Genomic DNA, 14204 nt, shown 5'->3' with positions numbered 1-14204 from the left:
CAATTCGCTCCGGATTGTACTTAGGATGAGGAATGCATTGCGCTATGTTGGTTCATCTCGCCCCGGGGGCCGGCCGCGCCGCCTCCTTGATCGCAGCCTTGTCTGGATCTAGTTCGACACCATGACTGATCGCGTTTTACCTCTCGCCGGCGTTTACAATTTTCGCCATTTCGGCGCATACCCGCTCAACGGCGGGGGACAGGTGCGTGACCGCCTGTATCGGTCAGGCCAGTTTTCCCGCGTGACCGACGAGGATGTGCAAACCCTGGACGGGCTCAACATCAAGGTCGTAGCCGATTTGCGCCGACCGCGCGAACGCGAGGCCGAGCCTTCGCATTGGGATGAATCCGGCCCGATCACTGTGCTCAGCTCAGACCATGCCGGTCATGCCGAGCCGCCGCATCTGGCGTTTTTGCGCGAAAGCGATCTGACCCTCGATAATATCCGCGGCTTCATGCAAAAAACCTATGAGCGCCTGCCGTTTGATCCGGGCAACAAGGCGGTGTTCAAGGCCGGGTTTGAAGCGCTGGCGCAATCGGATCCCGAAGACGGGTTTGTCGTCCATTGCGCGGCGGGCAAGGACCGCACCGGCATATTCTGCGCGTTCTTGCTGCTCGAGCTGGGCGTCGACGCCGATGCGGTGCGCGAAGACTATCTGATGACCAATACAGCTGTGGACTATGACGAGCTGGCGCCGCGGTTCGCCAAGCGCATCCGCGACGGCATGGGCCGCGATGTGGGTGACCGCGAGATCCGCGCCTTTCTGGGGGTTGAGGAGTCCTATCTCGACACCGCAATGGCCGCCGTGGGCGATGTGCCGGGGTATCTGCGTGGCGAGCTGGGCCTGAGTGACGCCGTGATCGCGCAATTGCACGAGCGGCTGAAAACCTCGTGAGCGCGGCGCCGGACCGGGCGCAGACACTGGACTGGATCGAGCCGGTTCAGGCGCTCAAGGCTTTTGACGCCGAACCTTACACCCTCTTGCTGCAAGGCGGCGGCGCCCAGCCCTGGGGGCGCAAAAGCTACCTGTGCGCCTATCCTGATTTCATCATTGAAGACGACGACCCTGTCAGAGGGTTTGACCGCCTCAAGACGGGCTATCGCGCTTTGGCGGGGTCTGTGGGCGAGGACTTTTCCGGCGGCTATGCGGGATTGTTCGCTTATGATCTGGGCCAGGCGTTTGAAGACTTGCCTGTCTGCCCCCCGGCGCCGGGCGCCCCCCCGGTCGTGGCCATGGGCTGGTATGAGGCGGTGCTGGAATTTGATCACGGGGCGCGCACCCTGCGGGCGCTGGGCGCCGCACCTGCGGCGGCTCTGCTAATCGAAACGCTCAAGACAGCTCCGGCGGACAGTCAGCCCTCCATCGGTGAAGGGCGCCTGTCTCAGGACTGGCCGGACGCGCGCTATCTCGAAGCCGTCGAGACAGCGCGCGACTATATTCGTGCGGGCGATATCTTTCAGGTCAATCTGTCTCACGCCTTCACCGGTCATATGTCTGGCGACCAGGCGCCTCTGGCGGTGTTTGAGCGTCTGATCACGGACAGCCCTTCCGCCTTCTCGGCCTATTTTCGGCTGAGTGCGGATCAGGTTGTCATCACCAATTCGCCCGAGCGCTTTGTTAGGGCGTCCGCCAGCGGTGAGATCGAGACCCGGCCTATCAAGGGCACACGGCCGCGTCGGGCGGACGCCGATCAGGATCGGGCCGAAGCGGATGCGCTGGCCGCGTCGCTCAAGGACCGGGCGGAAAACCTGATGATTGTGGATCTGATGCGCAATGATCTGGCGCGGGTCTGTCTGCCCGGCAGCGTCAAGACCCCGGACCTGTTCAGCGTGGAAAGCTATGCCAATGTCCATCATCTGGTCTCCACGGTTCGGGGGCGGTTGCGCCCTGACCTCAACGTGTTTGATCTGATCGCGGCGACATTTCCGCCCGGCTCCATCACAGGGGCGCCGAAAGTGCGCGCCATGCAGATCATCGCCGAGCTCGAACAGCAAAGCCGGGGGCCGTATTGCGGCGCACTGGGCTGGTTGGGCGCAGACGGGGCGTGTGACTTCAACGTGATGATCCGCACCGCAAGCCTTCGAAAGGCGGCGCAAGGCTGGGATGTCCAGGTGCGTTCAGGCGGCGCGATCACCATTGATTCCGTCCCGGAGGACGAGCTGTCGGAAACCCGTGACAAGGCCGCTGCGCTCAAGGCGGCGATTGAGGGGCGCAGATGACAAAGGTCTGGCTGAACGGTGAAATTCTGGACGCGGACGCCGCCCGGATCGATCCGGCGGACCGGGGTTTTCTTCTGGGCGACGGCGCATTTGAGACCCTGCGCTTTGAGGCGGGCGCAGTGCGGCGCTGGCCGCGTCATCGCGCGCGCCTTGAGAGCGCCTTGAAGCAGATCGAGACCGCCTGCCCGGACTTTGCCGGGCTGGAAGCGGCGGTGACAGAGCTGTGTGAGGCGAATGCGCTTGAACGCGCCAGGGTGCGCCTGACCGTGTCTCGCGGCGCATCAGGCGGAGGCCTCGCGCCGCCTGCGGGCGTTGCGCCGACTGTGCTGATCACCGCTGACGCACTGCCAGACGCGCCGCAAGCTCTGAGCGCCACGCTTATTGAAAGCGCCAGGCGCGATGCGCGTAACATCTCCAGCCGGTTCAAGCTGACCCATTACGCTGACATGCTGATGGCGCGTCGCGATGCGCTGCGTCAGGGCGCGGATATGGCGCTCGTTCTGTCAGCCGAGGGGCATCTGTCCAGCGCAGACAGCGCCAATCTGTTCTGGGTGACGGCGGGACGTGTGTTCACGCCCGACCTGTCCTGTGGCTGTCTGCCCGGTACGAGCCGGGCCGCGCTGATTGCAGCGTTGGAGGCTGAGGGAGAGCGTGTGACAGAGGGGCGATTTGCACCAGACGCCCTGATGCAGGCCGAGGCGGCGTTCGTCACCAACGCTGTTTGGGGCGTCGTGCCGCTGTCGCGCGTCGCGGGTCACGCCTTGGCGCTCGCGGACGCCACGCTGCGCCGGATGAAAGCGCTGTGTGAGGTTGCGCCTTAGCCGCGACGCACCCAGGGCCCGCGCCGAGGCCGCAGATAGGCTGTGTCTGACAGGGTGATCGGCGTTTTCGTCAATTCGCCCAGATTGGTGGAGAAGCGATAATGCGCTTCCACCATGATGATTGAGTTCATGGGCGCCAGAAGACCATCGGGCAGTTCGGGCAGGCTGTCGGTGTCGAGCGGCGTCATGCCGTCGCCTTCGCTCCAGTCCACGAAGATCTCCTGATCGGCGTCCATCCGGATCGAGGTGATGCGCAGGCTCAACGGGCCGGTGTCAAACGGGTTCAGAATGGCGTCGCCTGCGGCGTAGATGTCGAGCAGGTCCGCATCCGTGATGAAATCGTCCTGGGTGACGAGGTCGGCCACTGAATTGGCGACCTGGGAGACCTTGCGGTCCGCAGTCAATCCCAGGGTCAGCTGCACCGAGCCCAGATACAGCGCGATCATGAACGGCGCGAGCAGGGCGAACTCCACCGCCGAGACGCCGCGCTGGTCGCGCCGAAAGCTCAGCAAGGACTGAATGACCTGTCGCATGGGGCTACTCGAAGGGTTCATTGCGGAACACGGCCGTTGCCGTAATCAGGCGTTTGTTGTCGCCCATATTGGACATGCCCGAGATCACGCCGGGCGCCAGCAATTGCCAGTCATAAAACACGCGCACCACCACCACATCGCCGCCGCCGCCGGGATTGAAGGTGAACGCACTGTCGTCAATCTCGCCGTCCCCGTTCAGGGGCGAGCCGGTGGAGCTTGAAGAAAAGGACTCAAAGGTGCGCACATCCACCTTGATGCGGCTGCAATCGGCCACCGAGCTGATGCGTTCGCAGATCGAGCCGCGAAAATCCGCCACAGTCTGGTTTGATTGCTGAAGCTGGCCTGTCCGAATGCTGCGCGCCGCTTCGTTGACACCGTTCTCGATGATGGTGGAGCCCAGAAAGAACAGGGCGACTTCCAGCGTGGCGAAAATCAACAGGAAAAACGGCGCTGCAATCAACGCGAACTCGACCGCCGCCGCGCCCCGGCGCGCACGGATGAACCGGCTCAAATGAGTTTTGATCCTCGCCTTCAGCGGCATGACCCATCCCTCTTATCGAAGACGGGAGTATGCGGCGGAGCGCTTAATGCCCGATGAAACGGTACAGTTAATTTTCGGCGGTTCCCGCGCCGTCGCGGATGGCGTTGCGCTGGATGTTCATGTCGTTGAACCAGCTCTGGTCGTCACCGATCTGTGGCAGGGCCTGACAGGTCGGTGCGCAAACATAAGTTTCGGGCCGGCCAGAATTGCGGAAAACCTGAACGGTCCCGCTGTCAGGCTGCGCCACCACAAGGTCAGAGGTATAAAGAACGCGGCCCGCATCATCGAGCACGATGAGGTTGGTGCGGCCGAACACCTTGCCGGTCACAAACAAGGTGCGCGAGTCATAGAGCGTGGCGTCGGCGATCCCGGGATTGCCCACAATCACCCCAGCCGCATCACCGGGCAGCCGGATCAGTCCCGCCTGGTCGGCGGAGACGACAAATTCCCGCGCCTGAGCAGACCCCAGACCCAGAACCAGACAGACAGCGATGGCGAAAGCGCGAAAACCCATAACAGGCCTCTCTCTATAGAGCTGGGTTGAGTATGGGGTCGGGCCGTGAAGGAAACCTAAACGCTGCGTCTGCATCCGGCGCTTGAAGCAAGCCCGTGCGCAGGCTTAAGGAGAGACCGTCTTAGCAGGTTGTTTATTGGTGTTGATGATTTGAATGCTGTGGAATCTTGAATTTACTTTTTATTAGTTATAGCTGCGGCTTTTGATTTTTACCAAAAATAAAGCATGGATTTTTACTCGCTTTAAATCGTCTTCGGGTTTTACTCCACATGCATTCAGGACGGGGCGGGAACAAGGCTGCGCTCCTGGGGCCACAGAAAAATATCTATGGAGTGGATGGGATGAACAACCTGGTTTCGCGTTTTCTGAAAGATGAGTCTGGCGCCACCGCGATCGAATACGGCCTGATCGCTGCGCTGATCGCCGTAGTGATCATCACGGCCGTGACGACCCTCGGCACTAACCTCAGCACCACCTTCACCAATGTGGGCACGCAGCTCTCGACCGCAAACGGCGGCGCGGCTGGCGGCGGTGAAGGCGAAAGCTAAGCGTCGCGGCGCTGATCACAGCAACGCATGTGAAAAGCCGTCCCGAAAGGGGCGGCTTTTCTGCATTTGAAATCGGATGAAGCGCGTTTGAGAAGCCTTAAGCATAAGCGGATAGGGTCTTGGCCTCTCTTGCTGTGTCCGGGTTTGGCTCATGATTTCCAATATCGCCCTGTTGGGTTTCGCCTTTTTGATGCTTTGCGCTGTCTGGTATGACGTGCGCAGCTTCACCATTCCCAATTGGGTGCCGGGCGTCCTCATCGCCGGCTGGGTCGTCGCCGCGCCTTTTCTGGGCCTGGGCTGGATGGACGCCGGTTTGTCGTTTCTGACGGGCCTGGGCGTCTTGCTGCTGGGCATGGCGCTCTGGGCGCCGGGCTGGGTCGGCGGGGGCGATGTGAAGCTGCTCGCGGCGGGCGCGCTCTGGTTCGGTTGGCCGGACGGGGTGGCCTTTGTCCTGATCGCCGTGGCGGCGGGCGGGGTGCTGGCGGTGATCCTGGTGATCGCGCGTCAGATCGTGAACATGCTGCCGATTTCCTCTGATGTTCTGGGCGCGACTGCGCTCGCTCAGGGCGCGCCGGTGCCGTATGCGGTCGCGATTGCTGCGGGCGCCTTGCTGGTGCTGCCCCAGGCCCAGATGTTTTCGGTCTATACGGGTTAGTTAACGCGCTGATCACCCAGCATTAACGCGGCCTTGAGAATTATCGGCTCTGATACCTGCTGACGCCTTGTGCGCAAAAGGGTTTTGGGGTCCGACATGAACGCTGTTCGCTTGATCGTGCTTGCTGTCGCTGCGCTTGCGGCTGTCTTTGCCGCCGTCTTCGTGCGCGGCGCCATGCAGCCCGCCGCCGCGCCCGCGCCTGTCATCGTGGAGCAGGCGGCTGAGCCCGAAGTCGTGCAAGTGCTTGTGGCGGCCCGTGACATCAGCCCCTCCATGCGCGTCAGCGCATCTGACTTTCGCTGGACGGACTGGCCCGTCGAAGCGGTGATGCCCGCCTTCCTCAATCGCAATGACAATCCCGACGCGCTTGAAGCGCTGAACGGCTCGATCGCTCGCGCCGCTTTTGTGGACGGCGAGCCGATCCTGCCGGGCAAGCTGGTGCAGCCGGGCGAGGCGGGTTTCATGGCCGCCGTCATTGATCCGGGCATGCGCGCCGTCGCCGTGCCGATCTCAGCTGAATCCGGCGCGGGCGGTTTCATCCTGCCCAATGACCGGGTGGACGTGCTCGTCACCACTTCCGCCCGGGATGCGGGCTATCTCTCCGAAGTGCTGGTCGAGAATGTCCGCGTGCTTGCGATTGACCAGACCTATGTGGAAGACGGTGAAACCGTCGTGCTGGGCTCGACCGCCACCTTGGAGCTGACCCCGGACCAGACCCGCGCCGTGGCGCTGGGCGTGGCGGAGGGCGATATCGTGCTGGCTTTGCGTTCGGTTGCAGACCGTGAGGGCGGGCCCCGCCTGCCGGACGGATCGTCCAATGGTCAGACCCATAATGGCCGGGAAGTGCGCATCATCCGATATGGCGCAGAACAGCGCGTCGCCCTGGGAGGGACGCCATGATGAGATCCATCTCCAAGGCTGTTTGCGCCGCCGCTGTGCTTGCGGCGGCTTGTGCGTTTCCGGCGCAGGCCCAGTTGTCGGGCGGCCGAACAGAAGCCAACAATACCTTGCAGGTTCACATCCGCGAGCCAGGCGCAGGCCCGGCGTCGGAAAGCCTGCAATTGCCGCTGGGGCAGGCCGCCGTCATTCATCTGCCTGAAGACGCCGCCGATGTGGTCATCGCCAATGACGCGGTCGCGAGCGCTGTGGTGCGCACCACACGGCGCGCCTTCGTTCTGGGTCAGGATGTGGGCCGCACCAATATCTTCTTCTTTGACGCCGATGGCGGACTGATCCTGGATCTCAATGTCCGGGTCGAGCGCGACATCGCCGCGCTGCAGGACGCGCTGGATCGCTTTGTTCCCGAAGGCCGGGTGCTGGCGGAAAGCATGAACAACAATATCGTGCTGTCCGGGCAAGTCCCGTCCGCCTCCGCCGCTGACACCGCCTTGCAAGTGGCGCAGCGCTGGGTGGAAAACCCCGATCAGGTCGTCTCTTTCCTGACTGTCGAAGGGCGTGACCAGGTCACCTTGCAGGTGCGCATTGTCGAAATGGAGCGCACTCTGGTGCGCCAGCTGGGTGTCAATCTGAGCGGCGAACAGGCGTTTGGCGAGTTCACGCCGAACATTCGCACCGCCGCCACCAATGATCGCGGCGACCCGTTGTTTGACCAGAACGGCGCGCCCATTTTCGAAGTCTATCAGCCCGGACGCTTCCAGAATTCCTCGTCCTGGGGCACCTCGAACGCCTTTGGCGTTGCGGGCGCGGCGCTCGGCGGTCTTGCGGGCACCATCGGCACCCGCAATTTGGTGGATGGCGTGCTGCAAAGCTCCATCTCCGCCACGTTGAACGCGCTGGAGCGTGTGGGGCTGGTGCGGACACTGGCCGAACCCAACATCACCGCCATTTCCGGCGAGCCGGCGCAATTCCTGGCGGGCGGGGAATTCCCAGTGCCGGTCGGACGGGATCGCGACGGCAATGTCACCATTGAGTTCAAGCCGTTCGGCGTCGGGCTGGGCTTCACCCCTGTCGTTTTGTCCGAAGGCCGGATTTCGCTGCGGGTCTCGACAGAAGTGTCCGAGCTGTCCAATGAAGGCGCGATTTCCCTGACATCGACCGTGATCACGGACGGTGACGGCAATGTCACGGGCTCAGTGCCAGGCGTGACCATTCCGGCCCTGTCGGTGAACCGCGCCGAGACCACGGTAGAGCTGCCTTCAGGCGGCTCCATGGTGATCGCCGGCCTGATCCGTGAAGAGACGCGCCAGGCCATGGACAGCGTTCCGGGCATCGAGCGCATGCCGGTGCTGGGGTCTCTCTTCCGGTCTCGTGATTTCGCCAACAATGAAACCGAGCTTGTGGTCGTGGTCACGCCGTATCTGGTGGACCCGGTCAATCCCAATGATCTGGAAAGCCCGGCGGAAGGGTTCGCCGTGTCCTCGCTGGCCGCCGGCGCCTTTCTGGGGCGTCTGAACCGGGTTTACGCCGCGCCGGGCGCGCAGGTGGAAAACCGCGGCTGGTCAGGCCCGGTCGGATTTGTGCTGGAGTAGCGTGATGAATCTTGTCTTCAAAAGCCTGATGGTCGCTGGCGCTCTGGTTGTCGCCGGGTGCGCCAGCACTTCTGAACCGCGTCCGCGCGCCACGGCTGCAGCGGAAACCGTCCGCGTCAGCATGGATGTCAGCGCCATCGATAACGGGCTGACCTGGAACCAGATCGATGTGATCGAGGCCGTCGCCACCGAGTACAAGGCGCGCGGCCATGGTCCGCTGGTGATCTCCTATCCGCAAAACGCCGGCAATGCCGACGCCGCGATCGGAGCCATCGCTGAAGCGCGCACGCGGCTGTACGCGGCCGGTCTCGACTGGCGTCAGATTGCCGGCGGCGCGTATGAAGCAGGCGGCCGGGTCAGCGCACCGGTGATCTTCTCCTTCACCCGGTATCAGGCGATCGCACCTGAGTGCTCGACCGAATGGAACGATATGGCGCGGGCGCGCCCCGGCGAGACCTGGCCGCGCTTTGGCTGCGCCACCGCCAACAATCTCGCCAGCATGGTCGCCGATCCGCGCGATCTGGTGGCGCCGCGCACAATGGATGCGCCTGATTCCGCGCGGCGTCAGGGCGTGCTCGACAATTACCGGCAGGGCCGGTCCACCGCCAGTGAGCGCTCCGACCGCGAAAGCGGCGCCATCAGCTCCAGCGTCGGCAATTGATTAGGGTATGGCTATGAACCGCACCGCTGACGCCTTTGAAGATGAAGCGTTCGACGTCGCCGACGAATTTGTCGCCGAGGACGCCTACACGCCGCTTGAGCCATTGAACGCTGCGCCGGAAGACCCGTTCTATGGTGCGGAAAGCATTGAACGTCGGATGCTGGGTGAAGACGAGGGCTTTGGCGACGTGAACACGGCGGCGCAGCCTGCGGCCGATCCTGGCGCGCGCCCGTTCGGCGCCCGTCTGGCCGACGCCAATCAGCATGCCGGTTATGATGATGAGTTTGACGGGTATGAGCCGGCGGCGCCTTTGCGCCCGGCCCGGGCCCCGGCGGGTGACCCCAGGCCGGACCCGTTCGGCGATGCGGACTCCCTGCCGCTCACCTCGCCCCTCGCATCGGACGGCATGTCAGGTGAGATTTCGGCTGTGTCCGGCCCTGATGAGTCTCTGATCAATCAGCCGGTCCCGCGCATTGCGATCCATGCCTTCTGCGAAAGCCCGGAAACCGGGCGTCTGATCCATCACGCCGCAGATGACCGCCGCATGGCGCGCACGCATGTGACGGTGGAGCTGGGCGGTTTGTCCGCCGCCATTGAACGCTTTCATGACGAGAGCACGCCCGAGCTGCTGATCCTTGAGACCGGGATGCGCGGCCGCGAATTGTTCCAGCAGCTTGAGGATCTGGCCGCGGTCTGTGACGGCGACACAAAGGTGATCATTATCGGCGCCGCCAATGACATCACGCTCTATCGTGAGCTGATCAAGCGCGGAGTGAGCGAATATCTCGTCCTGCCAATGACGCCGCTGCACCTGATCTCGACGATTTCCGGCCTGTTCCTGGACCCCGAAGCGCCGTTCGCCGGCCGCTCCATCGCCTTTATCGGCGCCAAGGGCGGGGTGGGCTCCTCCACCATCGCCCACAATGTCGCCTGGCAGATGACTGAAGGCTTGCGGTCGGATGCGGTGCTGGTCGATCTGGATCTGTCTTTTGGCACGGCCGGCCTCGATTTTAATCAGGACCCGGCCCAGACCATCGCCATGGCGCTTGAAGAGCCCGACCGTCTCGACGATGCGCTGCTGGATCGCCTGCTGGTGCGCTGCACGGAACGGCTCAGCCTGTTTTCGGCGCCCGCAACGCTGGAGCGGGACTGGGATTTCGGCTCCGAAGCGTTTGAGACCGTGCTCGACAAGGTGCGTCGTCAGGCGCCGTTTGTGGCGCTGGATCTGCCCCATGCCTGGAGCCCCTGGGTGCGCCAGACCCTTTTGAGCGCGGATCAGGTAGTGGTGACGGTGACGCCTGATCTCGCCAGCTTGCGCAACGCCAAGAACCTGTTTGATCTGGTGCATAACGCCCGCCCCAATGACGAGCCGCCCAAAGTGGTGGTGAACATGGCGGGCTGTCCGAAAAAGCCCGACATCCCGCTCAAGGATTTCTCAGACGCGTTGGGCGCGGCGCCGGTGCTGGTGCTGCCGTTTGAGCCTGCCCTGTTTGGCAAGGCCGCCAATAACGGCCAGATGATCCCTGAAGTGGATCCCAAATCAAAAGCGGCGGATGGGTTCTCTCATCTCGCGGCGCAACTGACCGGCCGGGCGCCGTCCGCACCGCGGCGCAAATCCCTGTTCGGTTCGCTTCTGGGAAAAGGCTAACGCGCGATCATGTTTGGTAAGCGCCCTCCTGGTTCGCAAACCCCGCCGCGGCAATTTGGCGGCGGCGCGCCGCGCCCGTCCCAGGGCGGCGCTAGCGGGGTTGCGACCCAGGCGCGCCCGCCTGCGCCCAAGCCGGCCCCCGCAAAACCGGCGCCCGCCGCCTCTGCAGCGCAGCCTGCGCCCGTTGCCGCGGCGGCGCCGAAGCCCAAACCGGCCGCGGCGCTGAAACCCAAAGCGCCCAATCAGGCCGCCACGATCGGCGCAGAGCGCTCAGCGGAATACTACGCGGTCAAGACCACCATTTTTAACGCCCTGATCGACACCATCGATCTGGGCCAGCTGGCGCGACTGGACAACGAGACCGCGCGCGACGAGATCCGCGACATCGTCACCGAGATCATCTCGATCAAGAACGTGGCCATGTCCATCGCCGAGCAGGAGCAATTGCTTCAGGACATCTGTAATGATGTGCTGGGGTATGGACCGCTCGAGCCCTTGCTGGCGCGCGACGATATCGCCGACATCATGGTCAATGGCGCGGGCGATGTGTTCATCGAAGTGAAGGGCAAGGTCCAGAAGACCAATATCCGCTTCCGCGATAACGGCCAGCTGATGAATATCTGTCAGCGGATCGTGTCCCAGGTTGGTCGCCGGGTGGATGAAAGCTCGCCCATTTGTGACGCGCGTCTGGCGGATGGCAGCCGGGTGAACGTGATCGCGCCGCCGCTGGCGCTGGACGGCCCGACGCTGACGATCCGGAAATTCAAGAAAGACAAACTCAAGCTCCAGAACCTGGTGGAGTTCGGTTCGATCTCGCCTGAAGGGGCGCGTATCCTTGAAATCATCGGCGCCTGCCGCGCCAATGTGCTGATCTCGGGGGGCACGGGTTCGGGTAAAACGACGCTGCTCAATTGCCTGACCGGCTTTATCGGCGAAGACGAGCGCATCATCACCTGTGAAGACGCCGCCGAGCTGCAGCTGCAGCAGCCCCATGTGGTGCGCCTTGAGACCCGCCCGCCCAACCTTGAAGGGCAGGGCCAGGTCACCATGCGGGATCTGGTGAAGAACTGTCTGCGGATGCGGCCTGAACGGATCATCGTGGGCGAGGTGCGCGGTTCGGAAGCGTTTGACCTGTTGCAGGCCATGAACACCGGTCATGACGGCTCCATGGGCACGCTGCACGCCAACTCGCCGCGCGAGGCGCTGAGCCGGATTGAATCCATGATCACCATGGGCGGCTATAACCTGCCCGCAAAAACCATCCGCGAGATGATCTCCGGCTCGATCGATGTGATCATCCAGGCTGCGCGCCTGCGCGACGGCTCGCGCAAGATCACCCATGTGACCGAAGTGCTGGGCATGGAAGGCGATGTGATCATCACCCAGGATCTGTTCCTGTACGAGATCACGGGTGAGGACGAGAACGGCGACATCACCGGCCGCCATGTCTCCACAGGCATCGCCCGTCCGAATTTCTGGGAGCGCGCGCGCTATTTCGGCCTCGACGCCCAGCTGGCCGCCGCCCTCGACGCTTCGGAGGCCTGATCCATGTCCCCCGATCTCGCCCTTTATGTCGCTGCCGGCTGCGCTTTTATCGCCGTGGCCGGTGTGGGCTTTGCGTTTGTGGGCTCCGGCGAGGAGAAAAACCGCAAGATGCGCCTGGAAGGTGCGGTTGGCGGGCCATTGCAGGCGGGGCGTCGCCGGGTTTCGGCGGTGGACAGCGCCAACCAGAAACGCCGTCAGATCCAGGAAGGGCTCAAGGAGCTCGAAGAGCGCCAGAAGGCCGAACGCAAACAATCGCTGACCCTGCGCGCGCGCCTGGACCAGGCGGGCTTGCTGAAAACCGGGCCGCTGCAGTTCTGGATCTTTTCCGCCATTCTGGGCTTCTTCGCAGCGTTTGGCGTCATCATTGCGGGCCTGAACCCGCTGATCGCCCTGGCCGCCGCCATCATCGCAGGGCTGGGCCTGCCGCGTTGGGTGCTGGGGGTGATGCGCAATGCGCGGCAGAAAAAGTTCACCGAGAATTTCGCCGATGCGCTCGACATCATCGTGCGCGGCGTCAAATCCGGCCTGCCGCTCAATGAGACGCTGAAGATCATCGCCCAGGAAGGCGAGGCCCCGGTGAAGCAGGAATTCCAGCTTCTGGTCGAAGGCCTGTCTGTCGGGGTGGATGTGGAAGAAGGCATGCGCCGGATGTATCGCCGCATGCCCTTGCCCGAGCTGTCGTTTTTTACGACCGTGCTGGCCATTCAGCAAAAGGCGGGCGGCAATCTCGCCGAGGCGCTCAATAACCTCTCCATGGTTTTGCGCGCTCGCAAGATGATGCGCGAGAAAGTCGGCGCGCTGTCGTCTGAAGCCAAGGCTTCCGCGTGGATCATCGGCTCCTTGCCGCCGGGCGTGGGGGTGATGGTGTCGATCATGTCGCCCGATTACATGACGCCGCTTCTGACCACGCCGACCGGGCATTTCTTGCTGCTGGGCGGGGGCGTGTGGATGCTCACGGGGATCTTGGTCATGCGCGGCATGATCAATTTCAAAATGTAGGGGGGCGGCATGAGTGATTTCATCAACTGGATCGTCACCCCGGCCAATCTGTTCGCGGTCATCACCGCGGGGCTTGTGTTCGCGACGATCTGGACGCTGTCCGCGCCTGCCTTCGGTCGCAATGACCTTAACAAACGGATGAAGGCGGTCGCCAATCGGCGCGACGAGCTCCGCCGCAAGGCGCGCGAAGAGCTAGAGAAATCCGCCGCCGAGAAAAAAGGCGGCCTGCGCGGCAAGGATACGCGCTCTCTCTATCGCAAGGTGGTGGAGAAGCTCAATCTCGCTACCTTGCTGGAAGACGCCAATCTGAAGACCAAGCTGGTTCAGGCCGGCTATCGGGGGCAGGGGCCGGTCTACGCCTTCTATTTCGCCCGCTTCGCCGTCCCGCCGGTATTGGGTCTGATCGGGTTCTTCTATCTGTGGGTGGTCAATGATTTCGGCCTGCCCCTGATGCAGCGCCTGACGATTGTGATGGGGCTGGCGGTGCTGGGCTATTATGCGCCGGGCATCTACCTGTCCAACCAGGCCGCCAAGCGCCGCGATTCGATCATGCAGGCCTTTCCCGACTCGCTGGATCTGTTGTTGATCTGCGTTGAGGCCGGCATGTCCATTGAAGCGGCGTTGCAGAAGGTCGCGGCCGAAATTGGCGCCAACTCGATGGAGCTCGCCGAAGAATTGTCCCTGACCAACGCCGAGCTGGCCTATTTGCAGGACCGGCGCATGGCGTTTGAAAATCTGGGCAAGCGCACCAATCACGCCGGGGTGAAGGCGGTGGCGACCGCCCTGATCCAGGCGGAGCGGTACGGCACGCCGCTGGGGCAGGCGCTGCGGGTTATGGCCAAGGAAAACCGCGACATGCGCATGAGCAATGCGGAAAAGAAAGCGGCGGCCCTGCCGGCCAAGCTGACCGTGCCTATGATCCTGTTTTTCCTTCCGGTTCTGTTTGTTGTGATCATCGGCCCCGCCGCGATCAGTTTCCAAAACATGTAAGCCCCGCTAGGGTAAGGCTCGCGCTTTGATCTATGACGAA

Annotated in this window: 15 protein-coding genes; 12 read left to right on the top strand and 3 right to left on the bottom strand. The window is 63.1% G+C overall.

The window, feature by feature from the left end; translation table 11 throughout:
• Nucleotides 1-121: 121 nt before the first annotated feature.
• Genes ACP154_RS02130 through ACP154_RS02120 form a run of 3 tightly spaced genes read left to right on the top strand, consistent with a single transcriptional unit; the run spans nt 122 to nt 3041 of the window.
• Nucleotides 122-895, top strand: coding sequence for a tyrosine-protein phosphatase (locus ACP154_RS02130; protein WP_421857293.1), 774 nt, complete (start codon nt 122-124; stop codon nt 893-895).
• The gene (pabB, locus tag ACP154_RS02125) at nt 892-2220 is read left to right on the top strand and encodes an aminodeoxychorismate synthase component I (RefSeq protein ID WP_421857295.1); all 1329 of its coding nucleotides are present in this window, start codon (nt 892-894) and stop codon (nt 2218-2220) included. Before ACP154_RS02130 ends, pabB begins: the two co-directional genes overlap by 4 nt.
• Entirely contained in the window at nt 2217-3041 is an 825-nt protein-coding gene (locus tag ACP154_RS02120; protein WP_421857297.1) for an aminotransferase class IV, read from the top strand. The genes pabB and ACP154_RS02120 overlap by 4 nt, the downstream gene beginning before the upstream one ends.
• On the opposite strand, the gene ACP154_RS02115 is transcribed toward ACP154_RS02120, so the two are convergent.
• The 3 genes from ACP154_RS02115 to ACP154_RS02105 form a co-directional block, all read right to left on the bottom strand.
• Nucleotides 3038-3574 carry a TadE/TadG family type IV pilus assembly protein gene (locus tag ACP154_RS02115; protein ID WP_421857299.1) on the bottom strand — a complete coding sequence of 179 codons (537 nt, stop codon included), beginning with the start codon at nt 3572-3574 and terminating at the stop codon, nt 3038-3040. The genes ACP154_RS02120 and ACP154_RS02115 overlap by 4 nt on opposite strands.
• Nucleotides 3575-3578: 4 nt before the next feature.
• A complete protein-coding gene (locus ACP154_RS02110; protein ID WP_421857301.1) occupies nt 3579-4085 on the bottom strand; it encodes a TadE/TadG family type IV pilus assembly protein in 507 nt (168 codons plus the stop codon).
• 97 nt (nt 4086-4182) lie between these two features.
• Nucleotides 4183-4629, bottom strand: a complete 447-nt coding sequence (locus ACP154_RS02105; protein WP_158267809.1) for a pilus assembly protein N-terminal domain-containing protein — start codon at nt 4627-4629, stop codon at nt 4183-4185.
• Nucleotides 4630-4970: 341 nt separating this feature from the next.
• Here ACP154_RS02105 and ACP154_RS02100 point away from each other — a divergent pair, with 341 nt between their 5' ends.
• From ACP154_RS02100 to ACP154_RS02060, 9 genes are all read left to right on the top strand, one after another.
• The gene (locus tag ACP154_RS02100) at nt 4971-5177 is read left to right on the top strand and encodes a Flp family type IVb pilin (RefSeq protein ID WP_107711455.1); all 207 of its coding nucleotides are present in this window, start codon (nt 4971-4973) and stop codon (nt 5175-5177) included.
• 151 nt (nt 5178-5328) lie between these two features.
• Nucleotides 5329-5832: a prepilin peptidase gene (locus tag ACP154_RS02095; protein ID WP_107711454.1), complete on the top strand. Its 504-nt coding sequence runs from the start codon at nt 5329-5331 to the stop codon at nt 5830-5832.
• Nucleotides 5833-5928: 96 nt separating this feature from the next.
• A complete protein-coding gene (gene cpaB / locus ACP154_RS02090) occupies nt 5929-6732 on the top strand; it encodes a Flp pilus assembly protein CpaB (RefSeq protein ID WP_107711453.1) in 804 nt (267 codons plus the stop codon).
• A complete protein-coding gene (locus tag ACP154_RS02085) occupies nt 6729-8321 on the top strand; it encodes a type II and III secretion system protein family protein (RefSeq protein WP_421857304.1) in 1593 nt (530 codons plus the stop codon). Before cpaB ends, ACP154_RS02085 begins: the two co-directional genes overlap by 4 nt.
• A 4-nt stretch (nt 8322-8325) precedes the next feature.
• On the top strand, nt 8326-8982 hold the full coding sequence (locus tag ACP154_RS02080; RefSeq protein ID WP_421857306.1) for a CpaD family pilus assembly protein: 657 nt from the start codon (nt 8326-8328) through the stop codon (nt 8980-8982).
• Nucleotides 8983-8995: 13 nt separating this feature from the next.
• Nucleotides 8996-10630: an AAA family ATPase gene (locus ACP154_RS02075; protein ID WP_421857308.1), complete on the top strand. Its 1635-nt coding sequence runs from the start codon at nt 8996-8998 to the stop codon at nt 10628-10630.
• 9 nt (nt 10631-10639) lie between these two features.
• Nucleotides 10640-12175 (top strand): CpaF family protein, encoded by a 1536-nt coding sequence (locus ACP154_RS02070; protein ID WP_421857310.1) that lies wholly within the window; start codon nt 10640-10642, stop codon nt 12173-12175.
• A 3-nt stretch (nt 12176-12178) separates the two neighbouring features.
• The gene (locus ACP154_RS02065) at nt 12179-13174 is read left to right on the top strand and encodes a type II secretion system F family protein (protein ID WP_421857312.1); all 996 of its coding nucleotides are present in this window, start codon (nt 12179-12181) and stop codon (nt 13172-13174) included.
• Between the two features lie 9 nt (nt 13175-13183).
• Complete coding sequence (locus ACP154_RS02060) at nt 13184-14164, top strand: type II secretion system F family protein (RefSeq protein WP_421857314.1); 981 nt, start codon at nt 13184-13186, stop codon at nt 14162-14164.
• Nucleotides 14165-14204 lie beyond the last annotated feature (40 nt).

This window comes from Oceanicaulis sp. (assembly GCF_965249665.1).
Lineage (GTDB): Bacteria > Pseudomonadota > Alphaproteobacteria > Caulobacterales > Maricaulaceae > Oceanicaulis.
This window is presented reverse-complemented; position numbering and strand designations above follow the sequence as displayed.

What these genes read in the sequence shown, in the direction of transcription:
- cpaB (WP_107711453.1), top strand. Translation starts at nt 5,929, where the DNA reads ATGAACGCTGTTCGCTTGATCGTGCTTGCTGTCGCTGCGCTTGCGGCT.
- ACP154_RS02070 (WP_421857310.1), top strand. Translation starts at nt 10,640, where the DNA reads ATGTTTGGTAAGCGCCCTCCTGGTTCGCAAACCCCGCCGCGGCAATTT.
- ACP154_RS02080 (WP_421857306.1), top strand. Translation starts at nt 8,326, where the DNA reads ATGAATCTTGTCTTCAAAAGCCTGATGGTCGCTGGCGCTCTGGTTGTC.
- ACP154_RS02115 (WP_421857299.1), bottom strand. Translation starts at nt 3,574, where the DNA reads ATGCGACAGGTCATTCAGTCCTTGCTGAGCTTTCGGCGCGACCAGCGC.
- ACP154_RS02060 (WP_421857314.1), top strand. Translation starts at nt 13,184, where the DNA reads ATGAGTGATTTCATCAACTGGATCGTCACCCCGGCCAATCTGTTCGCG.
- ACP154_RS02075 (WP_421857308.1), top strand. Translation starts at nt 8,996, where the DNA reads ATGAACCGCACCGCTGACGCCTTTGAAGATGAAGCGTTCGACGTCGCC.
- ACP154_RS02120 (WP_421857297.1), top strand. Translation starts at nt 2,217, where the DNA reads ATGACAAAGGTCTGGCTGAACGGTGAAATTCTGGACGCGGACGCCGCC.
- ACP154_RS02095 (WP_107711454.1), top strand. Translation starts at nt 5,329, where the DNA reads ATGATTTCCAATATCGCCCTGTTGGGTTTCGCCTTTTTGATGCTTTGC.
- ACP154_RS02065 (WP_421857312.1), top strand. Translation starts at nt 12,179, where the DNA reads ATGTCCCCCGATCTCGCCCTTTATGTCGCTGCCGGCTGCGCTTTTATC.
- ACP154_RS02100 (WP_107711455.1), top strand. Translation starts at nt 4,971, where the DNA reads ATGAACAACCTGGTTTCGCGTTTTCTGAAAGATGAGTCTGGCGCCACC.
- ACP154_RS02085 (WP_421857304.1), top strand. Translation starts at nt 6,729, where the DNA reads ATGATGAGATCCATCTCCAAGGCTGTTTGCGCCGCCGCTGTGCTTGCG.
- ACP154_RS02130 (WP_421857293.1), top strand. Translation starts at nt 122, where the DNA reads ATGACTGATCGCGTTTTACCTCTCGCCGGCGTTTACAATTTTCGCCAT.
- ACP154_RS02105 (WP_158267809.1), bottom strand. Translation starts at nt 4,629, where the DNA reads ATGGGTTTTCGCGCTTTCGCCATCGCTGTCTGTCTGGTTCTGGGTCTG.